This is a genomic window from Candidatus Planktophila lacus (genome assembly GCF_002288325.1).
Taxonomy (GTDB): domain Bacteria; phylum Actinomycetota; class Actinomycetes; order Nanopelagicales; family Nanopelagicaceae; genus Planktophila; species Planktophila lacus.
On sequence record NZ_CP016780.1, the window covers coordinates 41,977 to 66,662 of the forward strand.

Here is a 24,686-nt window from a genome sequence, read left to right on the forward strand (position 1 = left end):
CAAAATTGCCCCATGCGCTTAGACCATGTCTCATATGTAACTTCCCATGATCAATTAGCCGACACCGTGCAACGCCTGGGTTCGCGCCTAGGAACAACATTTGTCGATGGCGGTATTCACCCACGTTTTGGAACTCGTAACTTCACCGCACCGCTTCTCGATGGAAAATACATCGAAGTTGTTTGCCCACTAGATCACCCAGCAACCGAACAAACACCATGGGGTAAAGCAGTTTCAAAGAAAGCCCAAGAAGGTGGCGGATGGCTTACTTGGGTATTTAGCACCGAAGACATTGCACCAATTGAAGAAAAGTTCGGCCGCAAGGCTGTAGATGGTCACCGCACACGTCCAGATGGAACAGACCTTAAGTGGAAGCAAATTGGCGTAAAGGAAATTACTGATTCAAGAGAACTGCCGTTCTTTATCGAATGGTTAACTGAAGATCATCCATCAAAAGACGGTTCAACTGTTTCCAAGATTGAAAAGATTGTCATTTCAGATAAAGATCAGCTTTCTGATTCATGGTTTAAATCTGAAATCCTCGGTGCTCTCGAAAACGTTTCAATCGATTGGGTTGATCCTTCAAGCCAAGATGGCGAAACTGGAATCGTTTCCGTCCATTTGAGCACGCCGAACGGTTCGGTAGTGCTGGATTAGAAACATTTCTAAGCGTATTAAACTCATTTAAGTTTTAGAAATATTCTTTTCGGTAAAATTCTTACTATGATGAAAAGATATTTAAGAACACTTGGTGCGTAAACTAGGCTTTTGCTCTTTGATAGCCCCTTTACGGATAGCAAAGCAACATGTTCTGGCGTTATAGAAAAGGGACGATTGCCTAATCGTTTTGTCATTTTCGTCACGACGAAACCAGGCCTAACTATGCATACATTAACTCCTGAATTATGCAGGTAATCAGAGAGCCCTCTCGCATAGAAATCTAGTCCAGCCTTAGTGGCACCGTATATATAATTTTCTTGCCTAGGCCTCAAAGACGCGACACTGCTGATGACTAGAATGGATCCATGGCCTTGCCATAACATCTTTTCGGAAACTGTCTTTAATGCAGCAATCGAGTTAGTGAAATTTATATTACATTGCTCAACCATTTGAGAGACACTAGATTCGGGAGCAATACTCCCAAGCATTCCACTAGCGAGAATGAAAAGATCTATGTCAGCCCCATTAAATGAGTTCTCGATAACCTGTTCGTCAAATTTTGCATTTAAATCTAGAATATAGTCAGCCATTTCGCTGATTCCTAGGCGCACAATTTTTGCATCTGGCGAAATATGCAATTTTTTCAAAATTGCATTCGCGATATCACTGTTTGATCCTAAAACTAAAACATTCTGATACTCGCCGAAGCTATTCTTCACAGGTCAAGTCTCCTAGATTGATCCGAGACCCAAAAGCCAAGCGGGTCCATTTCCATTTTTATCCTTTTCCATTCCGAGAATTGCTCATACATGCTACGAAATACTCTTTGCGACAAACGCGAATCCTTAACCAAGTAAACTTTACCGCCCATTTCTATGATGCGTCGATCCAAGTATTCAAGAAAATCACTCAAATTCGGTGTATTCCTCGGTACATCAATCGCTAGGGACCAACCAGGCTGCGTAAAACCCAAGAAACCAAGTGAATTAGGGCCCAATTTTTTTAATACGGACATAGGCGAAGCAATACGATTCTCCCTCAGCATGATCAATAACTCGTCTAGGAATTCGAATTTATTATCCGGAATAACAAATTGATACTGTAGAAAACCAGGCTTACCATAAAGATAATTCCAGTTCCCTACGGAATCTAAAGGGTGCATAAATTTACGAACATCCACATTTTTTCTAAACGAGGGCTTGTTAAACCAAACTGAATTAAATAGGCGAACCGTGAATGGAGTAATAATGTTAAACCCGCGGCTAAAAAAAAGTCTAATTTTACGCGGTTCTGAGGCTTTAAACAAACTTCGTCCAGTAAATCCTGTTAATTCAGTGCGTTTTGAATGATTTCCTAGAGTCAATATCCCTCGTCCCGAATAATCACCTGAAATATCAATCCACGCCACGGAGTACTGAAATAATTTGTCTTGTGTTTGTAACAGGTCAGAAAGTTCAGCAAGACTTTGAAATCTGAGATTCTTCGTAGAGATATAGGAAGACTCTATGGATTTTAATTTAATATCAGCTTCGAGAATTGTTCCAGTTAATCCTAAGCCGGCACAAGTAGCCCGAAACCAATCTCGCGTACTTCCTTCTGGGAACAAATCTCGCTCATCTCCATTAGCTAACAAAATTCTAATTCTTGCAACGTGGTCGCAAAATGACCCGACTTTATGATGCGATTTTCCGTGAATGTCAGCGGCGATGGCTCCACCAATTGTCACATATTCAGTCCCAGGAACAACAAAAGGATATTTATGTTTAGCAATGGCTGCACGTTCCAATTCGCCAAGCGTGACGCCCGACCCACAACATACCAAATTGGCATTTTCAAGAAATGTGATTGATTTTAGAAACTTAGTCGAAATTGAAACACCATTTGAATTCAGAGCTGAATCGCCATAGGACCTTAAATTCCCCGTGGCTATAGCTCCGCGCCCGTCCGAATCTGAATTGAAGTCATCCGAAGATGAAGCAATTCGCCTTGGCCTAGAAAAAATAGTTCTACCCCAACCTGCATGTGGAGTTGGTTCGACGAGGTTAACCATAAATTGGAACCGCCAGAAGTACTATGACAACAATTCCGCATAGCGGAATGACGTAATCTTGGAAAATTAAATGTTCAGGGCTCTCCGCGTTTTCAAGTCCCCGCATCCAAGAATATCTCAAAAGTCCGGTGAGCATTGGAAACAGACTTGCCTTCACCCAGACGCTATCAGGGTACGTGCCTAACGCCCAAAGGAAATATGCGGTAAGGCATAGAGTAATTGCAAGGGTAATAACAGACTCCAAAAAGCTAACTGAATACCGCAAAACGACCTTGCGTGCATGTTGTTTCGGATACTTTTGTAATTCTGAAAGCCTCTTCGTGGCAATTATGAAGAGGGAGCCAAAAATAACAACAATCAAGAAATGTTCGGACACTGGAAGACCCAACAAAGCTGCACCCGCTAAAGGGCGAAGTAGAAAACCAAAAGTTAACATCACCATTTCAACAACAGGAACGTGTTTCAAGCCCAACGAATACAACAAGGTGTTTACGAAGTAAACATAGATGCAAAAGAGAAAATCAAGTGGAACAAACTTAGCGAAGGCCAGAATCAACAAAATTAGCAACAAGTTTACAACAACAAAGTCAATAACCTTCAGATCACCCTTCGCAAACGGACGATGGGACTTTGAAGCGTTTAACGCGTCATTCTTTCTGTCGATCCAGTCATTGGTGACATATCCCAAACTTGCAATGAACGAAAAAATCATAAAGCCCGAAACTAGTTTTGTAGTTGTGTCGTAAGTAAAAGTTATTCCAGCCGCAAATGGGGCTGCGAAGAGAAGTACGTTTTTCACCCACTGTTTAGGCCTGACCAGGACGCAATATGATAAAACTTTGATGGAGAAAATCGAGTTCTTCATGGCAAAATTCTAATCTGCGATGTCAACTCTTTCATGATTTTCGGTCGCATTTTAGAAGAATAAATAAAACTCACCAATCTGAGTCTAAAATTAAGCGTTCCGCTACATATGAGCAATAGGATGTCAACTGTGGAAATTTTGAACGAACCAAAAAATCGACCAAGGTTTTCTATTTCTCTTAAAAAGAAATTTAATATCGCACCCCTCTTCATAACCGTATTAAGTGCTTTGATAGTGTTTTACATTGGCTATTTTCCCGAGATTTTTAACTTAGGTCAAAATATCCAGTCTCTTAAATCGTTGAGCGCTCAAACATCCTCAATTCATCTATCCGATGATGTAATGATTTCCTTGAGAGCGGGAATGAATATAGGTAGTGGCGGATTTCCTGATTTCAACTCAACAGATGTATCCCAACCATCTACTTCCTATTTAGCACCGTACATCTTTTTCTTCACTTCAAAAATTTTTGGAAATTTCTTTGGAGTTATCGCCTATGCATTTCTGGGTCTCTTTTCATATTTATTGACGTGCTACATATTGATGCGAAACACAAAATCAAAATTTCTTGGCTCAATTCTGATTATTGCTCTCACACTAACTTCTACGACTAGAAGCTATTCACTGAATGGATGGGATCATTTATTCCAAGGACTCTTTTTGGTGACCGCGACAAGTATTGCATTGAACAATATTACAAAAAAGTCCAGTGCGGTCGTATTCAGTTTGGCACTGGTTATGGCCGTACTTTCACGTCCGGATAGCCTTGTGTTAGTGATCGGAATGAGCCTAACAGCGCTTATTCAGAATCGTGACAGCATCCGAGTTTTTTTGAAAGCAATCATTTTTGCAGTTTTTGTATTTTTGTTATTTATTGTGGTTAATTGGGCACATTTCGGATGGATTCTTCCCACCACCACACGTTTGAAGTTCGATGCAAGCCCATCATTCGGGTATTCAGCCAACTATCTTTTCCGAAATGGAATCATCAATTATTCTGTCATTACTTTGCTGTGTGTTCTCGTAGTTATTTGTTGTTTATTCATCGATTTGCGAAAGAGAAAAGCATTAATACCTTTACTGTCGAGCGTAGTTATTACTAGTTTTATTACGACTTATAACAGCGATATATTTTCTGGAGGCCGATTGTACTGGGGCACCACCTGCGTGCTGATTTGCGTTGTACTAATGGCAATAGGAAATCCTTACAATCCCTTTCGCCCTTTCAAGAATTACCAGAGCAATCAATTTAGAATCTCTTTGGTTCTGTCACTTTGCCTTATGTCTCTTAGTGCTTTTGGGACATTTTCCAGTGATTTTAGGAACCGTATTTTAGCTGTCTCTGTAACTGAGCTCAGTAAGAATTCGTCTCCTACTTCCAAGCAATATTTGATTACAAGATGGATAAATATGAACTTAGACCCTTCAGATGGTTCTATTGGCATGTTTTATCTGGGTATGGCTTACCACCTACCAAGATATGAAATTGCGGATTTTCTTGGAAAGGCTGATGAAGTTATTGCAAGTTCGAACGTGAAGTGGGGACCACCCGGGCATAACAAGTGGGACATTTCTAAATCAATTGCTAAGTGGAATCCACAAGTAATTATCCCCCCATCAAATATGTCTGAGTTGACTACGGAAGAAGCTAACTTAAGAAGTGGCGCACGGGCGGACTGGGGTTTTGGGCCAGATCTTAAACTCAATCAAACTATTCTTTCGGAGTATTCATATTGTTTCATCAGCGGCAAGTATTTAAACCAAAATGACTTTCACGGATTTTACCTTAAAAATAGTTTAAAAAATATTTACTCTAATGAATTAACTTGCGATTAGAAGGTTATAAAAGCTCACCGGATTCTCATCATCTGTGAAATAAGGTTTTCCGAAACCTTTTCCCTATGAGACTTACTGGAAAAAACTATTCCAGTGCCGGAGCGAACTCCAGTCTCCAGTTTTGAATCTTCCTTTGGTACCCAAACTTCGAGATGTTCGTCTACCGGAATCAGGTTTAGACCAATTACCACGCTGTCATAAGAATCGAATTTGTATCCAGAATCAAGCTCTATTTGGAAATCATCGATTACGGCCAACCAATCTCCGCCCCATTCGATTAATGCGTTAAGTTCATCTTCCGTGGGTATTGCATCGAGCCAATGGGCATCTAAATAGGCAAAGATCGAATTTGATTTCGAAACATTAAACAAAATTTCACGAATTTTCTGAGCTGAATCACCAACGATTAATTCGATGTCCAAATCTTTGTGATTATTTTCGAACCTCCTTTTGGCTCGTTGAGCAAAATAAGGATCAATTTCCACGGAATAGGTTTCGCAGTTAAAAATTCTAGCCAAATAGGGAGTTGAAGATCCAAGGTATGTCCCTGTTTCAATCACCGTCCCTATTTCTAAGTCTAGAGATAGTCCGGAGATTAAACGCATCCGCCTAACTTGCCCATTGAATGGCAGAGATGACCAGTTGTCCATAAATACAGAGGGTTCAATATGATCTAAAAATAAATAGGCAACCGAGGTGGGAAAAAATTTTTTCGGAAGTTTATTTCTCAGCATTAACCACAACTTACCCTTGATTGACACTCTCGAATCTTAACAGATGGTTAAAGCCAGTCAGGTGTTACCTCAACCCAATTATTTGGTGTGTTTGTTATAAATTCCTGACCCTTCACATTATACCGTGGGAAAGCAATCATGGATTCAGGAGATGACAGCAATCCCGAAAGATAGCTGAATGTTGAATTAGAAATGATCAGCTTGGATGCACGCGACATTAACATAAGCACCTCCGCCGGATCGAAACTCGGATCATCATCCACCACAATTAGACTATTGATTCCTTCAATAGATAAAAACTCTGGAACCTTCGAGTTATCATTACTAAAGACAACGACTAATTCATTTGATAGAGATACATTAAGCGATTCAAAAGCTCGAGCATAGTATTCTTTAGTCAAAATTCCATACGATGAAGGATTGTTAAAGTAGTCTCCGAATCTTAGGTGAACAGCTACATAATTTTTGTTGATTAGCTGTTCGGAGTATTTTAAAAATCTTTCTGATTTGGTCCTGAGCTGAAGTTTTCGAACTTCTTCAGGTAACAGAGAATAGTATTCAAAATTGGCGAACCAACCGCGAATTTCAACGGTACAAAATCCTCCTGTATTATTCTGAATTTCCCAAGTCAAATTTTTAATATTCGAACGATCCTCATCCAATTGTTTAATAATTTGGTTCAATGGAATAAATCTCGTGAGTTTTCGCATCATTTTCAAGTACAAGCCTTTAACCGTGTATTTAGAATAATTTTCAATAACTAGATTTTGATTTGGCTCCAAAAAAGACCTGATATCAAGCGTGCCGCGAGTGTGTGATTGATCAATTTCACTAAGGTCAAAGCGAATTTCCTGACATAACTCTCGAGTTAAGTACAATGCGCCAAAATACTGTAAAAGTTGGTTGCCTAAGCCTCCGGCAGCTCTAACTCGAATGAGGTTAACCATAGTTACCGCTTATGATATAACCTTTCGGAAAACAACTTGTTATCGTAAGGCCACGTGTGGCTAACAAATAAATCAGATTCTTTTCAGCAATCTAGCCAAGAAGCGTGATGCCTAGTAATTAACCCAAGTATCGTTATCTGGGTAGGCTATCGTATTTTGAACTCCAAAGACTTTAAGAGTGTAAGAGGTATATACATTGAAATTTAACAATTGCGAAGATAGTGAACTTGAGTTGTGCACAAAGCCAATAGTCGCATTCGTTCATTTAGGAAACAATCCCGCTAGTACATTGACGTGGTATGCGTCAGAAGTCGATAAAAACTTAAGTAACAAACACCTTTGTTTAATCACAGATAATCCAAAAGAATTTCTAGATTTTCCTGGAGAAATCTTGATCTATGATCGATCGGAAATAAACAAAGGCCTAAGTAGATTCTCAAAAACTAATTCCGCTTTCAAGAAGTTATCTGGAGGCTATTGGAAATACACGACCGAAAGACTTTTTGCGCTAAGTGCGCTCTCTTCTTGTTTTTCTGATAGTCACCCCGTAATTCATTTAGAATCAGATGTTCTACTGCTTGCAAAAGATGATCAAGTAAGAAATGTCTTAGTTAAGGTTAAGAAAACAAGCGTCGTAAGATATTCAGACTCAGACGGCATCGCCAGCATTTTGATAGCTCCCACCATATCTAATCTTATTCAAAGCCTAAATGCTTTGGGAATAATATTGCTGAACGATCGTCATATTTTTAGCGATATGGAATTACTCGGTAAAGCGCTGAACCAAGGCGCATTGAATGAGTTGCCAAATTCACCAATCGAAGCGTGGCCAATAGATTCAGAAAAGAGTTATTCGATATTCTTCGACGGAGCATTCTTTGGACAATACTTGTTTGGCCTAGACCCAGTTCATTCACAGCAATACTCATTTAACGGATACAAAAATCCCAACTGCGCATATCCGTTAAGTAAATCTATATGGGCATTGTTGGAGCCCTCTGAGTACGAAGGACTTTCCCTAGCCATACTTGAAAACAACCATATAAGTTTTCCGCTTTGCTTACACGTTCACAGTAAAATGTTGATTGAATATCCAAAAATTAATGAAGTCTTTTGGAGGAAACTTATATCAGATATCAATGCACAGATCTTCTCGCTCAAGGTTCCTGTTCACGGTTCTCAAATCCACTCAAGTAACATCAAGATCCAGCACCGAATGTTTATTTTCCTGTACAAGAGGATACAAAATCTAAAAAAAGGACTTTTTTCTTAAATCTAGCCTAGAATTCAAACCGTGCGTATCGCGATCATGCAGCCATATTTCTTACCATATATAGGTTATTTTCAATTGATATCCTCTGTGGACAAATTCATCTTGTATGACGACGTTCAATACACTAAGAAAGGGTGGATAAATCGAAATAAATTTCGCACCTTGAGTGGCGAATGGAAATTTTCTATCGCAGTTGAGTCACATTCAGAAAAAGCAAAAATTTCAGAAATAAAAATTGCAAAAGAATATGACCCAGTCAAAATACTTACCCGAATAAAGAATGATTTAGGGCGACGTGATGGTTTTGAGAAAGAAGCCATGACTCTAATTTCCAATGTATTTGAAAAAGTAGATGAAAACTTATTCAAGTATGTATCTCAATCCATTATTGAAATATCCAACTTTCTAGATATACCAAAAGATCGCTTTGCTGTTTCATCTGAATTAGGAGACTTTTCAATGGAAAAAGGGGAGAATAAAGTAATTGAAATATGTAAGGCTTTAGGCGCAAAAAAATATATAAATCCAATTTCAGGATTCGAACTCTACAGTCGAGAAAATTTTAGTTCCAACGGGATTACTCTAAATTTTTTGAGCCCAAATTTAGAGAAAAGTTGTGAAAATGGCTACCCTGTTTCTATCGCTCAAGAATTGCTAATGATGAAGAAAAAAGATGTCGTAAGCCAATTATCGTCAGGGACTATCGAGTGAATACCTACCAGTCTAAAGAATTCAGATGGAGGAAACTTGGTAATTTGGTAAATCCAAGTGAGTCAGGTATTCCAGCCTGGATTAACGATTATGTTCAAGCTCCAAACTGCATGGTCTACGAAGATTTCGTCAGAGTTTACTTCTGTACACGAGAACCGAAAGATTCAAGGAATCAATACGTAAGTCGTGTTGGCTTCTTCGATACAGGTTTTGAAAACAATTTTTCGAATAAGAAGTTCAGCGATTCTCCAGTACTTGCTCTTGGGCCTCTTGGAGCCTTTGATGAATTCGGGACTTATCCATTTAGTCCAATCAGATACAAAGGGAAAGTTATCGCTGCTTATGGAGGGTGGACGCGTCCGGAAGCTACCCCATTTGACGTGAGCATCGGAATGGCTAGAGAAAATTCTGCAGGCTCCGATTTTGCTCGAGTTGCAAACGGACCGATTTTAACTAAATCTTTAAAGGAACCATTTGTTATTTCAAGTCCGAAACTTCGTTTCTTTAATAATCAGTTTTATTTATTTTATATTGCCGGAAATGAGTGGGTAACTTCTCATTCGGTTCCAGACCCAATTTACTCAATCAAATTAGCTGTTTCGAAAGACGGTGAGAACTGGGAAAAGATAGGAAAAAACCTAATCCCAGATATTCTCTTCCAAGAGGCACAAGCTTCTCCTGATGTCATCTACATCAACGGGACGTATCATATGTTCTTTTGCTACAGACATGGCACAGACTTCAGAGACAATAGTCGAGGATATCGTATCGGTTACGCACAAAGTCAGGATCTAATAAATTGGACAAGAGATGACAGTAAATCCGATTTGGAGACTTCAGATGAAGGATGGGATTCTGAAAGTGTTAGTTATCCCCACGTTTTCGAGTTTAAAGGTAAAACTTACATGATGTACCTTGGAAATGGTGTGGGAAAAACCGGCATAGGGCTTGCAAAGTTGGAAGATAAATGAAAATAAGGCTAAAAAACAGGGGCCTAATCTTCAATATAAATGAGTTCAAACCATTTTCGGATTATCAATTTGCTCAATCACCTCAATTACTTGCCTTTGAAGACTATTACCGAGTTTATTTCAGTTCACGCCATAAAAATTTAGTCAATGGGATGCCCATTTCCGAGGTTCTGTATGTGGATTTCGATCCTAATTTTAAGTCAATTATTGATTACAGCCGAAAAGAAGTACTGAATAAACCCATTATGGGAGCTTTTGATGAGCACGGGGTATTTCCATTTCATCCATTTAGAACCTCAGATAATGAGCTATTCGCCTACTTAAGTGGATGGAGTCGCAGAACCTCGGTACCCGTGGAAACGAGTATTGGAATAGCAAAAAGTGTTGATGATGGTAAGACATTTACTCGACTTGGGCCAGGCCCGATATTGACGGCTAGCCTGAATGAACCATTCCTCGTGGGAGATCCTTATATCGTCGAGCAAAACAAATTATTACACATGTTCTATATCGCAGGAGTCGAATGGAAGTATTTTGAGAGCGAAACTGACCCTCAGCGAGTATACAAAATAAAGAAAGCTACATCGATCGATGGCATCAACTGGATTAAGAATCAATTTGAATTAATCAGTGACGCCATCGGACCTGATGAATGCCAAGCACTTCCAACAGTCGTTAAAAATCAGCAAGAATTCATCATGGCATTCTGCTTTAGATCTGCCTACGGATTCCGTAATGAACCAAAACTGGGTTATAAATTAGACTTCGCAGCATCCAAAGATTTACTCAATTGGGAACGCAGGAAGATTGAAGTAACAATTTCCGAACATGAATCTAGTTGGGATCGCGACATGCAGTGTTATCCAAACTTGAGTCTATTAAAGGGAAAGTTGCACTTACTTTATAATGGAAATAATTTTGGAAAATTTGGATTCGGGCTTGCAGTTGAGGATCTTTCATGAATAAAGACAAAATTCAAGTGCAATTTGAAATCACGTTGGAAGAATTAGTAGGATATTTTGAAACAATTGACCAAGAATACTTGAATCAATTACTTATTGAGGTGAATTTATCTCAATACGCAACAAAACTGATCGAACGGGCTAAAAAGATCATTTTGCGTGACGGATCAAAAATTATTGCATCGCTCTTCTATTATGAAAGTGAGGATGAAATATTTATCAGTCACTTAAGTGTATGCAAATCTTCTGAAAGGCAAGGACTCGGAAAGACTGTTGTAGAGTCGCTTAAGTCCAAGGTCCGCCAAAGAGTGATTATCCTTGAGGTCGATGTTAATAACATAAATGCTCGGAAGTTCTATGAGATAATGGGATTCAAGGAAAAATCAAATAGATCTAAAAAAATAGTAATGGAGCTATCGTGGACGTGAGAAACTATGACAATGAAGCCCTTGACAACGAGTCGCGCCAATATAGATATTCAGTCGATTTCCATGTCAGAGAATTCTTTATTCAACGACTTTTTGATAATGGGTATATAAACAAAAATGACAAATGTCTTGAAGTGGGTAGTCATGATGGATCTATGACACGCCAATTACTAGAAATATATGCGAACGTAGATGTGTTGGAACCAGCGGAAATTTTTCATGAAAAATTAAAATCAGAGTTCGGTGAAAGAATCAATCTATTTGCCGGGCTTACATATGAGGTTGACTTTGAGAAAAGTTATGATGCAATATTTCTGGTGCATGTTCTTGAACACATGGAAAATCCTATTGAAGAACTAGCTAGACTTGGGACGTGGCTTAGAAATAAAGGCAAAATTTTTGTGCTGGTACCAAATGCTCATGCACTTTCTCGACAAATTGCTGTCTCAATGGGTCTAATCAACGCATGCGAGGCTGTTATGCCAGGGGAAGCAGCCCAAGGACACCTTAGAACTTATTCACTTAAGCAACTTGAACAGCATGCAGAAGAGTCGGGATTAATTGTCTTGGAAACCGGTGGAATAATGACAAAACCATTGGCTAATTTTCAGTTAGATTCCGCACTTGAAAAGGGAATTATTTCCTTTGAGTACCTAACCGCATTAAATGAATTATCAAAGATTGATGGAACAATGGGGTCATCCATTTACTTAGTGCTGAGTAACTAAAGAACCCGCCGCCGTAGATATTTTGCAACATGCATAACACCAAGACCCGGCAGTTGGTTGGTGGAGTTTTCGCAAACTATGCATGTATTTAACAGATTTTTTCCCGCAGGTTTAAATGCATGAGTGCTGCGTCGGATTTCTTCAGTCCTTGGATGCATACCACGCGCATCTTCATATCCAATGTCTTTTACGAAAGAATTTATCGGCGCAACATAAGGAATGCCTAGACACAACGCTGCATAAGACATCAATGCGTCACCATAGCTATCGGTATTTACAGCGGCATTAAAAATTCGGTACCAACGCTCCACCACTAGTTCTTGTTTAAGTCTATTAATTGAATAAATCTTTCTAAATTGGCTTTGAATCAACTCTCTAGAAATACTTTTGTCATTCCAAACTTTAAGAAACGATTCAAACACCTCTGAAGTCAAACTTGTTGCCCATTGTTCCGGAAAATATGTGTAACGAAAATCAAGAGTAGTCGCTGAATGAGGCGTTGTGGAAAATGCAGTAGCAATGGAAGGTAATCCTTGACTCTCCGTATGTCTCTTAAGAAAATCCAACCCTTCGCCCTCAATAAAATTATCTTCTTCTAATGAAATGAGTCGTCTGTCTGATTCGAAAACCTTGCCCATTATTCGAATTGCATGAGAAGTTAGGCCTTTATTAACGTCCCAAACCACCGGGATGATTCTTGAATCGAAATTTGCTAATTTTTCCGCTGTGGCAATAGTCTCCTTTCTCCAAGACGCCTCCTCTTTTGATGCATTTGCACGTAGCCCGTCTATAGAAACGTAGAGTTTATCTAAACCACCCCAGTTGCAGATTCGCTTTATAGCTCTAGCTGTCTGCTCTGGTCGTCTGTACGAAAAGAGAACTGTATTAGCTTTTTTCAAGTTAAATGTTCTCTCTTACAATTTCCTCTAATGTCTTTTCAAAATCTAGAGTTGGAATAAATCCGAGCTCATGAAATGCCTTTTCCGAATTAAGAGAGTAACGGCGATCGTGACCCTTTCGGTCAGGAACATGAACAATCTGATTGGAAGGGAGTTGAAGTAAATCGAGAATTCTGTGAGCGACGTCCAAATTTGTTAAATGGTATCCAGAACCCAGATTATAAACTTGGTTATCATTGCCCTTCGTCGCAGCTAACCAGATTCCGTTTGCATGATCTCTTACGTTTAACCACTCACGCGTCTGAAGACCGTCTCCATACAACGGGAGATCCTTTTTCGCTATCGCACATTTAACAAAAAACGGAATCAACTTTTCTTGGAACTGTCCTAAGCCATATGTATTGGATCCTCGCGTAATCTTAAATTTTAATTTATGAGTTCTTCCCGCGGCCATAATTAAAAGTTCTGCAGCTGCTTTAGAAGCAGAATAAGGAGAACTGGGGAAGATTCCATCCCCCTCTTTTGAATCACCTTCTTCCTTATCTCCATAAACTTCGTCTGTAGAAACTTGTACCAATTCTGTTTCAGGATTTTCTACGATTATGTTAATTAAAGATTGCACCCCGGAGACATTGGTTTCTAAGAAAAGATTGGGGTTTAATATTGAATTGTCCACATGTGATTCGGCAGCAAAATTAAATACATACCTGCTTCCTGGAATATGAATACGTAAGGCAGCCTCGTTATTTATGCTTGATTCCACGAAGATTAACCGTGGGTCCGAATCAACAACATTAAGCCTATTAAGATCTGCGGCGTACGTTAATGAGTCGATCACTATTAGTTGATCAATTGAGGGTGAAATACGCTCGTCCGTAAGAAGCAGGCGAACAAATTGGGAACCGATGAATCCGGCACCGCCTGTGACTACAATCCGCATGTAAATCCGTTTCCCTAGTTAGTTGCGATAGTCTATCTTTATGAAAGGCTTGATTCTTGCTGGAGGCACGGGTTCGAGGTTGTATCCCAGCACATTATCCACAAATAAGCATCTTCTGCCAGTTTATGACAAACCGTTGATCTACTATCCATTAAGCACGTTACTTATGGCAGGCTGTAGAGATATTGCGATAGTTAGCAACGAGGACCACCTGAATTCTTTTCAGAAACTTATTGGAGACGGCTCACGATTCGGAGCGACAGTAACTTATTATTCTCAAACTTCGGCCAATGGAATTGTTGGAGCCCTCAAATCTGCAAGAAATCTAAATGAAGATGATTCAGCGCTAGTAATTTTAGGCGACAATATTTTTTTTGGAGGAGGAATCGGGGGAAGCTTTAAATCTCTAATGGGCAACACCTCAGCTTCAATTTGGGTTAAGAAAGTGCACAATCCTTCAGATTATGGAGTAATAACATTAGATGTCCAAGATATACCTTTGGAAATTGTGGAAAAACCTAGAAATCCAAATAGTAATTTGGCTATAACTGGCCTCTACTACCTCCCCCAAGGATTTGTTAATTTGTTAGACAAGATTGAGCCTAGTGAGCGTAATGAATTAGAAATCACAGACTTAATTGAGTATTTCATGAAAAAAAGGAAACTTGAAGTGAAACACTTAAGTCGAGGTACGGCCTGGTTTGATGCTGGCACGCCGGAACGTTTATTTATGGCAGCAGATTATGTGCGAATTATGCAGGAACGCAGTGGAGAAATTGTGGGATCTCCAGAAGAAGTTTCAGTTCGAAATGGATTACTTACTATTCAATCATTTAAAGAACTTACCAATCAGATGCCTGAGTCTGATTATAAAGAATCCCTGCTCTCTATTGAGCTACTAGCAAAAAACGAATTTTCATGAAGTATCCACTAATCCGCCCTGATGTACCGGAGCCGAAATTTTGGATAAATCAACTTAACTCTGCTTATGAAGAAAGCCATTTCTCGAACGGTGGACGTATCTGGCAAGAATTCAACAAAAAAGTTGTAGAAAAAATCAGAGCCAGTGCAGCAGTCGGTGTAGCAAATAATACCGTTGGGCAAGTGGCAGCTTTACATGCAGTTGAAATTTCCGACCAGTTGGTTTTTATTTCTAATTTTACTTTTCCAGCAACTTTACAGGCGGTTCATATGGCCGGTGGAATACCGGTAATCTGCGATACAGATGACTGGAGTTGGGAAATATCACTTGATTCCGTGAAGTCAGGTATAAAAATGTTTGGAAAACCAAAGGCAGTGGTGGTGACCAGAGTCTTTGGGCAAAGGCTCAATCACGCTGAGCTAATTGATTTCCTTGCATCAGAGAATATTGAATTGATTTTTGACTCGGCTGCGGCATTTCCGCTTGCCGAGCTAAATAAAAATACAGAAACCCTCAGGGAGGTTTATTCTCTGCATGCTACAAAAGCATTTGGAATAGGGGAAGGTGGGATCGTAACCGGACCAGATCGCTTCATAAAAAGCGTCTGGAAGCATTCTAATTTTGGTTTCACTTCACCAGACGAATTCTCTGATGGAAATAATGCAAAAATGGACGAATTCGCTGCCGCTAGAGGAATAGCCGCGCTTGATAAATTACCCGAGACTTCAGAGAAGCGCAAGAAATTTATAAAGGACACCTATTCCGGGATATTTGAATCTTCGGGGTATCGGCATATCGACATAAACTCAGATCAATTGTGGAGCCTATTTCCAGTGCAATTCAAACAAAATGAGGAGCTATCTATTTTTTCAAACCATCTCTTGCAGAAAGAAATTTTAAGTAAAAAGTATTACTCACCAAGTATGAGCAAAGGTTACAAGGGTAATGCAAAAATGCTACTTACTGATGACCTGCGAAATTCTGAAAATGCAGCAAATACGGTTCTTTGTTTACCGGTCTACTCGACTTTTACATCAGAAGAAACCGAGTACATCCGAGAAAGCGTTAAGGAAGCATTTGAAAAAGTAATGGATTTATGAATTCAATAAATAAACTTTCAATTGTTGTACCTATTGGTAAAATGGCAGGCAGGCTTGAGAATCTGGAACGAACCCTCAATTCAACCAAATCTAATGAGATAGAATGGCTACTCGTTCACGACCATTTCGAAAACAAAACGTGTATAGAGATAGATGAATTAATTCAAAGATGTAAACCATCTGGAGAAGTAGTTCGCCTAGAAACGAACCATAGAGGTGTGGGTAATGCCAGGAACACAGGACTGAGGGCCGCAAGTGGAAACTGGCTTTGTTTCGTAGATTCAGATGATGTTGCTGATATCTCTAAGTACTTGGAAATGCTTAATAAAGCTGCTCTGAATAGAATGGTGTTTGGAGTGGGTGGGTATATTCATGTTGAAATCAAAAGAGCCGAGTATAAAAGAATCATTGATGTCAAGAAATCTAACGCGAAAACGTTGAAGGAAATTGCAAAGCATCCAGGTCTCTGGCGCTGGATTGTTCGCCGTGATCGTATTGCAGAAACTGAATTCTACGATGTGCCAATGGGTGAAGATCTTCTTTTCATAAAAGATCTCAATCCAGATTTTAACGAGATTTTCTTTTCGCAAGACGTTATATACACGTATAAAGTTGGAGATCCAGAGCAGGCCACAAATAATGCTGCCTCACTGAAGTCAATTAGTTCAAGCCTCAGGATTGCTATCCAAAATGACAGACAAAATGGAGATCTCAAATACTTATCAAAGAGAATAACGTTTCGGATCGGTATATCTACATTGAAGAGAAATCCTGTGAGTTTGTTCAACTTGAAACTAATTTTGGAATCAACAATCAATTTGAAAAAATACCTATTCAAATGAGTCAACTAGAATCTTGCCGCGTTTTGCTATTTGGTGGTTTAGGAAATCAATTATTTCAAATAGCCGCTGGATTACACGCGGCTAATGGACGGCCATTGGTGATCGACACCTCCTTTATTGATAAAAAAAATAATAAGAATTGGTTTTACGAACATAGCAAATTTGCAAAGATTAATGAGGTAGTAATTGACAATTCGTCTTCATTAAACTGGTTTTCGAAAAGACTAATCGGATTAGCAATTAGAAGCAGTACCAGGGAGGTAATCTTCGACAAGCAAAAAGTTAAGCTACTTAATTCTAGAAGAGTTCTATCTAAGTTTCTTGGCAATTTAGTTTTCAGCAATTCAAAAGTATATATTGCAAATGGTATTGGTTTTGATTCAGAAGTTCCAACCAACTCGAAAAATGCAACCTTAATCGGATATTTTCAAAGTTATAGATGGATTGAATTAGATAAGAGAACTTTAACCACAATCCAAAAATTAATTGGCTATAGATCTGATCGTCAAAGAAGTTCAGGCGAAGTACTTTTGCAAGTAAGACTTGGAGACTTTGAATCTACACCGGGTTTTCAGGCAATAGACTTTTCGTATATTAACAATGCTATAAAACAAATTCGCGAAAACCTCGAAATAACATCTATCGTGGTGTACTCAGATGATTCTGTACGTGCAAAAAATCTATTACAAGATTGGCGAGATATAGAGTTAATCTTTGATGAATCTGATCAGTTGCATCCCTTGACTACTTTGAATGAAATGACTTCCTTTCAAAACCACGTTATCTCAAGTTCCACTTTTGGAATATGGTGCGCCTTCCTAGCGCCGGAAAGTCAAATTGTTGTAGCCCCGACTCCCTGGTTCCCTAAATCGGTTGAACCAAGAGACTTGTTACCTCCAACTTGGTTCAGAGTGGAAAGGTAAAAGTATGATTACATCATGCATATCTGTCGATGTATTTTGGAGCTGACCATTGAATAAATCAAAGTTGAAGAACAGCTCAATCTATAGATCCTTAAGGCTACTCAGCCGCAAAGAGATTAAGAAGTTGATCTATGTCTTGATAATTCAAGTATCTCTGGGCTTCTTAGATTTGATCGGGGTTGCTCTAATCGGTGTCCTAGGAGCACTTTCGGTTAGCGGAGTCCAATCAAAGCAACCAGGTAACCGAGTATCTCAAGTGCTGAACACTTTGTTTATAGGAGAACTTACGTTTCAACAGCAGGTAGCGATATTAGGAATACTGGCTGCGACGATTCTAATAATTAAAACTATTCTTTCGGTTATATTCACCAGGAAAATTCTGCATTTCTTAAGCCAACGTTCCTCAGCCATTACAAATCGACTGCTATCTAAATTTTTCAATCAAGATCTAGTGAAAATACAAACAAATTCGTCACAGGAGAATTTGTATTCAATGACTGTTGGCGTGCAATCAATAACCGTCGGATTAATTGGATCGACTATCTCTTTGTTGTCCGATTTTTCTATGTTGATGATTCTGTTTATTGGACTATTTGTCGTTGATGCTTATTTAGCAATCTCAACAGTTTTGCTCTTCGCGATAATTGGTTTTTTTCTTCACTATGTTATGCAGAAGAAAGCAAACAATTTGGGGCAGAGGAATTCTGAATTAACGATTGAAAGTAATATGAGAATTTTAGAGATAATCGAATCATTCAGGGAAATTTCAACCCGAGATAGATCTAAGTATTATACAAATCTCATTTCTAAATTACGCCAAGAACTAGCAAGTGTAAATGCTGAACTGATGTTTATGCCCAACGTAAGCAAGTATGTAATTGAGACTTCTCTGGTGATTGGTGCAATCGTAATTGGAGGTGTGCAATTCGCGACACAGGACGCCTCTCATGCGGTTGCAGCACTTTCGGTATTTCTTGCTGCTGGAAGCCGCATAGCGCCTGGAGTCCTTAGAATTCAACAAGGTTTCATCTACGCCAAATCAAGTTTGGGAGCTGCGAAACCGACGTTGTTATTGATTGAGTCGCTAGAGAGTTTTCCTGAGCTCGATGAAACAAAAGACCAACTAAATACATCCCATACAGGATTCGATGGAAGTTTGAAGATACATAAAGTTTCATTAAAATATCCAAATCGTGATACGAGGGCTGTTGACGATTTATATCTAGAAATAGATTCAGGAACAACGTTAGCGATAGTCGGACCATCCGGTGCAGGCAAAACTTCTCTAGTTGATTTGATACTAGGAGTTATTCAACCTTCAGAAGGCGAAATTATTTTATCTGGCTATAGCCCTCGAGAAGCCATTTCCAAATGGCCGGGTGCGGTTGCTTATGTTCCCCAAAATATTTCAATTATAAACGATTCAATTAGACAGAATATTCTTCTGGGTTTTCCACGTGACTCGCTAAACGATGATCAACTATTAGAAACACTTAGATTCGCTCACTTAGAGACAATGGTTCAAAACATAGATGGTGGGCTTAATGCCCTGGTCGGAGATAAAGGTTTAAAAATTAGTGGTGGTCAGCGCCAAAGATTGGGAATCGCTCGTGCGGTTGTAACCTCCCCAAAACTTTTAGTCTTAGATGAAGCGACGAGTGCGCTGGATGCTCAAACTGAGTTTGCGATAGCTGACTCAATTCAAAAGATGAAGGGCAAGGTTACTTTAGTAATTGTTGCACACCGACTTTCAACTGTAAAGAATTCTGATGTGGTTATTTACATGGATAAAGGAAAGATTATTGCTAAAGGAAGTTTTGATGAAGTTCGAACTTTAGTTCCTGACTTTGATCTTCAAGCGAAGCTTATGGGCCTCTAGTTTTCTAAAAATATAAAGAAATATCTGGCCTAGTTGGGTTACATGGAAAATTCGCCGGCGAAGAATAGTTTCGCACTAGCGAACTAGATTCAACGCTTGGCGAAAGGACTTCTTCGCGCTTAACGTAGGTTACTTCCAATACATCAGGTACGGGTACTCCATGAATCAATGAATATCTAGCCCAATTATTTGCATGGCGATTCACGATTTGATGTGTTGCCTTTAAATTTTTCAAGCTCCTCACCACTGAATCGAAAAAATCTTTATCATTTAACTGATGAAAATGATGCAATTCAAGAACAATTTGATCAAATCTTAATAAAGTAGACTCCGTTATGTTCTCAAGAATTTCCCATTCGAATCCCTCAATATCCATTTTCAGGATTAATGGTGAATTAGACGGAAATTGAGCGACCATTTCTTCCAATGTAATGAACGTTTCACTCGACTTTTTACCCAAGCCCTTATTGAAGAAAACTACATTTTGAGGCACGTCTGCCGGAAGGCCTGAAACTGTGTGGTCATATAGGTGAACCGTAGAGAGTCTCTTTGAAATATGAATGTCAAAACTTACATTTGTTCCTACTCCAACTGAGATGCAATTTGTACTTGGATGAATAATTGGGGAGATAGCGTAACCGCCATCGAACTTGTCGCCAACTCTAATTAAGTTGGGTTGGTTATCCTGCACCAATAAATGGCGAATTAGATCCAAATTTTCCCTTGATAATTTTGAGTACTCTAAGTCAACTGCGATCGGATATAACTTTTGAATAAAGCCGCCAAATTTAAATGCCGATAAGAAAAAAATAGCTAACTTACGCCTAAATGTCATCCCCATAGTGCAATAATAGCCTATGACGTCAGATAATCATTCGGATAATTTTCCCACTGAAACACGTAACAATAGACCTGATTGCTAGTTGAATAAAATGAATCGAATTAATGTCACATACGATAGAGAAATATTCTTGATACAAAAATATGGTGGGGTATCAAAGTATTTTTCCAATTTAATTTCGAAATTTTCAAACGATAGTTCGTTTGGAATAAAACCCCATATGACTTTTGACAGAACTGACAATTACCACCTAAAAAAAACTTTTTCAGTCTTTAAGCCTCAAAGAAAATTCTTGCAAGCGAATACTGGTTGGAGCACTTTATCCACTTTAGGTCCAGTGCGCGAATATTCTTCTCACTGGGCTGGAGGAAAGTGCAAAAGGGAACCATCTGAAATTTTCCATGCCACCTATTACCGGCCTACAAATACGGAAATGAAGTACGGGAAAAGACTTGTGGTCTCGGTTCATGACTTCATCCCTGAAAAATTAGGGTGGAACGGAGTAAGAAATCCACATATAGGGAAGGAAAAATTAGTTCGAAAATCCGACTTGGTAATCTGTGTTTCCAACGCCACCGCAAGCGACCTCATGAAATTCTACGGAATCAGCAATTCGAAAATCAGAGTAATTCACCACGGGGTGGATCTAGTAGAAACGGCGGCGGTCAAGTCTGTTCCAAGTAGGCCATCGATACTTTATGTAGGCAATCGAGGAGGTTATAAGAATTTTGAGGTTCTTGTTGAGGCGATGAAACGCGCAAAGGAATTAAATATAGATTTGCAACTGATTACAGCTGGGTCACCCTTGTCTAAATTAGAGGTTTTAGGTAATCGAGAGCTAATAGAAGGCAACCATTGGATACATTCAGACTATCCTTCAGAATCGGAACTAGGAATGCTTTATTCAAATAGCACTTTACATTGTGTGACTTCAAAAATGGAAGGCTTTGGTATGACAATTCTCGAATCTATGGCCCATGCTACACCGGTTGTTGTGAGCGATATTGATGTCTTTCGAGAAGTCGGCGGTGAAGCGGCTTGCTATTTCGACCCGAACTCCAGCGAAAACTTACTTGAGAAAATTTTATGGGCGTTAGGTGATAACACTTATAAATCTCTGAGCAACCGCGTACTCAAATACGCCGAACTAAATACTTGGGATAAAGCTGCGCAACTCCATGCGGCAGCTTACAAAAGCATCGTATGAAGAATCGAGTCTGAAAAATGGGTCTCTTAAGAAGAGTTTTGTATTTTTTTCGCGAAATTGGGGTCGATCCGTTTAAAACAGTTAATTCAGTGAAATTCTTTCCAAAATTTCTGAAAAACCTAATTCACTTTCTAATCCAATCAAGGCAGTTTAGAATTAAATTGTCTCCAGCGCTTAATGATTTTCAATCAGATTCAGGTACTGCGAAGGGCCATTACTTTTGGCAAGACTTGATTTGTGCAGGATGGATTTTTAATGAAAAACCAGATTTTCATTTTGATGTGGGATCTAGGGTTGATGGATTTATTGCTCACCTAACGGTATTCATGAAAGTTTCTCAATTAGATCTGAGGGGTTTGAATTCTAAAGTACCCAACTTGACGTTTCTCAAGGGTGATGCGCAGAAACCGCTGAGTCAATTTTGGAGGCAATTCGATTCCGTTTCCAGTTTACATTCAATTGAGCATTTTGGATTAGGACGTTATGGTGATGAAATTGACGTAAATGGTCACGTTCGAGGATTAGTTAACATTTCTGAATGTGTGAAGGCCAACGGTTTGCTTTATGTGAGCTTTCCAATCGGAAAACCGAATGTTGAGTTTAATTCCCAAAGAGTTATTCACCCAATGTGGCCGATAAATCTTCTAGAAGATTTTAAACTGGAAAAATTTATCCTTATTCCCTGGAGTGAAATTCCAATTAATGATGTGCTTCCAGGGGAAGTGAATCTTGATATAAAGGGCCAGGCGGGCTTGTATTGCTTCCGACGGGTTAGGTGACTTAACCCGAAGTTTCTAGCGGGGTCTGCGTCGACGCTCAGATGAGTTGGGACGTGGCTTTCTAGAACCTCGATTTGGGCCTTTGTTTTCAACAATTGGAGCAATATAGGGAATCCCTGAAGGTTCTTGCGCTCCCGTGATTCGCATCAAATCTTGATCTAGAGGTTTAACCCCAACAAACTTAGGCGTTACTCCCGCTCGTGACGTGAGCCCTCCAACAGATTTCTGTTGTTTTGTGGTCGCCAGAGTTACCACCGCTCCTGCTTCACCCGCGCGTGCTGTACGTCCTGAACGGTGTAAGTAATCTTTATGATCCGTTGGTGCATCAACGTGAACAACTAGTGAGATTCCATCGACGTGAATACCGCGAGCAGCAACATCTGTAGCTACTAGTGCTGCATTTGCTTGCTGCTTAAACAATGCAAGAGTACGCGTGCGAACTGCTTGTGATTTTCCACCGTGTAAAGCGCCTACTGGAACACCCGCATGTGCAAGTTTGTCAGCAAGGCGATCTGCACCGCGTTGTGTTTTTACGAAGAGAATTGTCTTTCCGTTACGAGCTGCAATTTGATTTGTGATGTCATCTTTATCGCCAGGGTGCATGACGAGTACATAGTGCTCCATTGTTGATACTGATGCGCGATCATTTTGGAGTGAATGTGTCTTTGGGTTATTTAGGTACTGGCGAACTAAAGCATCAACGCCGCGATCGAGAGTTGCAGAGAAGAGAAGGCGCTGGCCATTTGGCTTTGCTTGATCAAGGATTTCTTTAACGACAGGCAAGAAGCCCATATCTGCCATTTGATCGGCTTCATCAAGAACTGTGATCTCTAGATCATCAAGTTGTACTTCGCCCTTATTAAGCAAATCGATTAAACGTCCCGGTGTTGCAACAAGAATTGCTGTTGCTTTACGCATCGCCGTAATCTGCTTTGCGTAGGGCATTCCACCTGCGATAACTACAGAATCATGACCAATTGAACGTGCAAGAGGAGTTAGAACCTCATCAATTTGCTGTGCAAGTTCGCGTGTTGGAGTTAGAACTAAAGCCAGCGGCTTATGTGGTTTAGCCGCTTTTCCACTGATATTTGTGAGCAACGCAAGGCCGAAAGCAAGAGTTTTTCCTGATCCTGTTTGTCCGCGACCAAGGATGTCATGGCCAGCAAGGGCGTCAGGAAGTGTTGCGATTTGAATTGGGAATGGACTCGTAATGCCTTGTGCATTAAGTGCGTTGGCAAGTGCTGGCGCTATACCAAGGTCACGGAAAGTAGTTGTTACTTCGGATAATGGAGTTGCATCAATCAAATTTGCGTCAGCCAAGTTTGCTGAGATGTAATTGTCATCTACACCAAAATCCACCGCTGCATTGTTATGAGTCTTGAAAGCCTTGCGATCATCGCGAGCATAAGCAGGTGACTCGTTACGACGATCACGAACTGGCTTTGCAGGTCGCTCTGCACGGTAATTTGATGCTGAAACATCTGGTGCTGATTTATGTTTTACAAAAGTTTGCTTTGAAGGTGCACCTGGTTTGTATTTCTCGCGCTTGCCAGGGATAAAGTTTGGGCGACCATCATCTGTGCGAGCTACGCGTTCTTTAGCTGCATCACGACGAGTTGTCGGACGAGTATCTGGCTTTTTGAATTCTGGACGTGCTGTGCGTTCGTTGCGATCTGAAACAAATTTCTTTGCGCGCGATTCTGGCTTAACTATTTCGTCACGAACTTCGCGTGGCTTTGATGCTGTCTTTTCCTGATAACGCTTTGCACGCATCTTTGAACGCTCTGTTAAACGTGCATCCTTCTTAGAAAGAGTTGATGTATCGATATCTGAATAACGTTTTGTCGCTGGCTTGCTAGCTGGCTTTGAAGAAGCTGCTTTGAATGGCTTTGCCGCTGTGCCTTTACGTGCTGATTTTTCTGCACTTGTATGGCGTGGCTTTGAAACTGGTGTTCCAGCAGAAGACTTCTTTGCGCGGGGCTTACCGGCTTTGGCAGATGCTGCTCTGCGGGCTTTTCCGGGCGCGGTTGTACGTGGCTGTAAAGACATAGAAATGCATACCAATCGAGACGACAAGCGCGTCTCGGGTATGGCCTCGAATGGGCCAGGGCGTTGATAAGACTCGCAAGTAAGTGGCCACTCGGCTCACTTTGGGGGGAAGTTCATCGATGCGGGGTGCGTCGACCATC

The 24,686-nt window shown here is 40.0% G+C and carries 24 protein-coding genes; 15 read left to right on the forward strand and 9 right to left on the reverse strand.

The window, feature by feature from the left end:
• Window positions 1-12 precede the first annotated feature (12 nt).
• Entirely contained in the window at window positions 13-657 is a 645-nt protein-coding gene (locus A1sIIB106_RS00180) for a VOC family protein (RefSeq protein ID WP_095676919.1), read from the forward strand.
• A 23-nt stretch (window positions 658-680) separates the two neighbouring features.
• On the opposite strand, the gene A1sIIB106_RS00185 is transcribed toward A1sIIB106_RS00180, so the two are convergent.
• The 3 genes from A1sIIB106_RS00185 to A1sIIB106_RS00195 are packed head-to-tail and all read right to left on the reverse strand — an operon-like array spanning window position 681 to window position 3,575.
• Window positions 681-1,379, reverse strand: a complete 699-nt coding sequence (locus A1sIIB106_RS00185; protein ID WP_095676920.1) for an SDR family NAD(P)-dependent oxidoreductase — start codon at window positions 1,377-1,379, stop codon at window positions 681-683.
• Window positions 1,376-2,710, reverse strand: coding sequence for an FAD-binding oxidoreductase (locus tag A1sIIB106_RS00190; RefSeq protein WP_095676921.1), 1,335 nt, complete (start codon window positions 2,708-2,710; stop codon window positions 1,376-1,378). Before A1sIIB106_RS00190 ends, A1sIIB106_RS00185 begins: the two co-directional genes overlap by 4 nt.
• Window positions 2,703-3,575 carry a UbiA family prenyltransferase gene (locus A1sIIB106_RS00195; protein ID WP_095676922.1) on the reverse strand — a complete coding sequence of 291 codons (873 nt, stop codon included), beginning with the start codon at window positions 3,573-3,575 and terminating at the stop codon, window positions 2,703-2,705. Before A1sIIB106_RS00195 ends, A1sIIB106_RS00190 begins: the two co-directional genes overlap by 8 nt.
• 129 nt (window positions 3,576-3,704) lie before the next feature.
• Between A1sIIB106_RS00195 and A1sIIB106_RS00200 the strand changes: the two genes are divergently transcribed.
• Window positions 3,705-5,411, forward strand: coding sequence for a hypothetical protein (locus A1sIIB106_RS00200; protein WP_125932731.1), 1,707 nt, complete (start codon window positions 3,705-3,707; stop codon window positions 5,409-5,411).
• A 14-nt stretch (window positions 5,412-5,425) separates the two neighbouring features.
• Here A1sIIB106_RS00200 and A1sIIB106_RS00205 read toward each other — a convergent pair whose 3' ends face one another.
• Window positions 5,426-6,172 (reverse strand): O-methyltransferase, encoded by a 747-nt coding sequence (locus A1sIIB106_RS00205; protein WP_095676924.1) that lies wholly within the window; start codon window positions 6,170-6,172, stop codon window positions 5,426-5,428.
• A 20-nt stretch (window positions 6,173-6,192) separates the two neighbouring features.
• Window positions 6,193-7,092, reverse strand: coding sequence for an alpha-1,2-fucosyltransferase (locus A1sIIB106_RS00210; RefSeq protein WP_095676925.1), 900 nt, complete (start codon window positions 7,090-7,092; stop codon window positions 6,193-6,195).
• 196 nt (window positions 7,093-7,288) lie between these two features.
• Here A1sIIB106_RS00210 and A1sIIB106_RS00215 point away from each other — a divergent pair, with 196 nt between their 5' ends.
• The 6 genes from A1sIIB106_RS00215 to A1sIIB106_RS00240 are packed head-to-tail and all read left to right on the forward strand — an operon-like array spanning window position 7,289 to window position 12,165.
• On the forward strand, window positions 7,289-8,365 hold the full coding sequence (locus A1sIIB106_RS00215) for a hypothetical protein (RefSeq protein WP_095676926.1): 1,077 nt from the start codon (window positions 7,289-7,291) through the stop codon (window positions 8,363-8,365).
• Between the two features lie 21 nt (window positions 8,366-8,386).
• Window positions 8,387-9,076, forward strand: coding sequence for a WbqC family protein (locus A1sIIB106_RS00220; RefSeq protein ID WP_125932732.1), 690 nt, complete (start codon window positions 8,387-8,389; stop codon window positions 9,074-9,076).
• Window positions 9,073-10,047, forward strand: coding sequence for a glycoside hydrolase family protein (locus tag A1sIIB106_RS00225; RefSeq protein WP_095676928.1), 975 nt, complete (start codon window positions 9,073-9,075; stop codon window positions 10,045-10,047). The genes A1sIIB106_RS00220 and A1sIIB106_RS00225 overlap by 4 nt, the downstream gene beginning before the upstream one ends.
• Complete coding sequence (locus A1sIIB106_RS00230) at window positions 10,044-11,009, forward strand: glycoside hydrolase family protein (protein WP_095676929.1); 966 nt, start codon at window positions 10,044-10,046, stop codon at window positions 11,007-11,009. The genes A1sIIB106_RS00225 and A1sIIB106_RS00230 overlap by 4 nt, the downstream gene beginning before the upstream one ends.
• Window positions 11,006-11,437 (forward strand): GNAT family N-acetyltransferase, encoded by a 432-nt coding sequence (locus A1sIIB106_RS00235; protein ID WP_095676930.1) that lies wholly within the window; start codon window positions 11,006-11,008, stop codon window positions 11,435-11,437. Before A1sIIB106_RS00230 ends, A1sIIB106_RS00235 begins: the two co-directional genes overlap by 4 nt.
• A complete protein-coding gene (locus A1sIIB106_RS00240; protein ID WP_190277177.1) occupies window positions 11,434-12,165 on the forward strand; it encodes a class I SAM-dependent methyltransferase in 732 nt (243 codons plus the stop codon). The genes A1sIIB106_RS00235 and A1sIIB106_RS00240 overlap by 4 nt, the downstream gene beginning before the upstream one ends.
• Here A1sIIB106_RS00240 and A1sIIB106_RS00245 read toward each other — a convergent pair.
• Window positions 12,162-13,064: a hypothetical protein gene (locus tag A1sIIB106_RS00245; RefSeq protein WP_095676932.1), complete on the reverse strand. Its 903-nt coding sequence runs from the start codon at window positions 13,062-13,064 to the stop codon at window positions 12,162-12,164. The two genes, A1sIIB106_RS00240 and A1sIIB106_RS00245, sit on opposite strands and share 4 nt — an antisense overlap.
• A gap of 1 nt (window position 13,065) precedes the next feature.
• Window positions 13,066-14,004: a dTDP-glucose 4,6-dehydratase gene (locus A1sIIB106_RS00250; protein WP_095676933.1), complete on the reverse strand. Its 939-nt coding sequence runs from the start codon at window positions 14,002-14,004 to the stop codon at window positions 13,066-13,068.
• A 40-nt stretch (window positions 14,005-14,044) separates the two neighbouring features.
• Here A1sIIB106_RS00250 and A1sIIB106_RS00255 point away from each other — a divergent pair, with 40 nt between their 5' ends.
• The 5 genes from A1sIIB106_RS00255 to A1sIIB106_RS00275 are packed head-to-tail and all read left to right on the forward strand — an operon-like array spanning window position 14,045 to window position 19,670.
• The gene (locus A1sIIB106_RS00255; protein WP_095676934.1) at window positions 14,045-14,926 is read left to right on the forward strand and encodes a sugar nucleotidyltransferase; all 882 of its coding nucleotides are present in this window, start codon (window positions 14,045-14,047) and stop codon (window positions 14,924-14,926) included.
• Entirely contained in the window at window positions 14,923-16,026 is a 1,104-nt protein-coding gene (locus A1sIIB106_RS00260; protein WP_095676935.1) for a DegT/DnrJ/EryC1/StrS family aminotransferase, read from the forward strand. Before A1sIIB106_RS00255 ends, A1sIIB106_RS00260 begins: the two co-directional genes overlap by 4 nt.
• The gene (locus A1sIIB106_RS00265) at window positions 16,023-16,868 is read left to right on the forward strand and encodes a glycosyltransferase family 2 protein (protein ID WP_095676936.1); all 846 of its coding nucleotides are present in this window, start codon (window positions 16,023-16,025) and stop codon (window positions 16,866-16,868) included. Before A1sIIB106_RS00260 ends, A1sIIB106_RS00265 begins: the two co-directional genes overlap by 4 nt.
• Window positions 16,865-17,791 carry an alpha-1,2-fucosyltransferase gene (locus A1sIIB106_RS00270; protein WP_095676937.1) on the forward strand — a complete coding sequence of 309 codons (927 nt, stop codon included), beginning with the start codon at window positions 16,865-16,867 and terminating at the stop codon, window positions 17,789-17,791. The genes A1sIIB106_RS00265 and A1sIIB106_RS00270 overlap by 4 nt, the downstream gene beginning before the upstream one ends.
• A gap of 49 nt (window positions 17,792-17,840) precedes the next feature.
• Window positions 17,841-19,670, forward strand: coding sequence for an ABC transporter ATP-binding protein (locus tag A1sIIB106_RS00275; protein WP_095676938.1), 1,830 nt, complete (start codon window positions 17,841-17,843; stop codon window positions 19,668-19,670).
• 4 nt (window positions 19,671-19,674) lie between these two features.
• On the opposite strand, the gene A1sIIB106_RS00280 is transcribed toward A1sIIB106_RS00275, so the two are convergent.
• Window positions 19,675-20,511: an FkbM family methyltransferase gene (locus A1sIIB106_RS00280; RefSeq protein WP_095676939.1), complete on the reverse strand. Its 837-nt coding sequence runs from the start codon at window positions 20,509-20,511 to the stop codon at window positions 19,675-19,677.
• A gap of 91 nt (window positions 20,512-20,602) precedes the next feature.
• Between A1sIIB106_RS00280 and A1sIIB106_RS00285 the strand changes: the two genes are divergently transcribed.
• Together A1sIIB106_RS00285 and A1sIIB106_RS00290 are read left to right on the forward strand one after the other, a co-directional pair.
• Window positions 20,603-21,718, forward strand: coding sequence for a glycosyltransferase family 4 protein (locus tag A1sIIB106_RS00285; RefSeq protein WP_095676940.1), 1,116 nt, complete (start codon window positions 20,603-20,605; stop codon window positions 21,716-21,718).
• A 161-nt stretch (window positions 21,719-21,879) separates the two neighbouring features.
• Window positions 21,880-22,497: a DUF268 domain-containing protein gene (locus A1sIIB106_RS00290; RefSeq protein WP_190277178.1), complete on the forward strand. Its 618-nt coding sequence runs from the start codon at window positions 21,880-21,882 to the stop codon at window positions 22,495-22,497.
• Between the two features lie 15 nt (window positions 22,498-22,512).
• On the opposite strand, the gene A1sIIB106_RS07100 is transcribed toward A1sIIB106_RS00290, so the two are convergent.
• Window positions 22,513-24,546: a DEAD/DEAH box helicase gene (locus A1sIIB106_RS07100; RefSeq protein ID WP_190277179.1), complete on the reverse strand. Its 2,034-nt coding sequence runs from the start codon at window positions 24,544-24,546 to the stop codon at window positions 22,513-22,515.
• Between the last annotated feature and the right edge of the window lie 140 nt (window positions 24,547-24,686).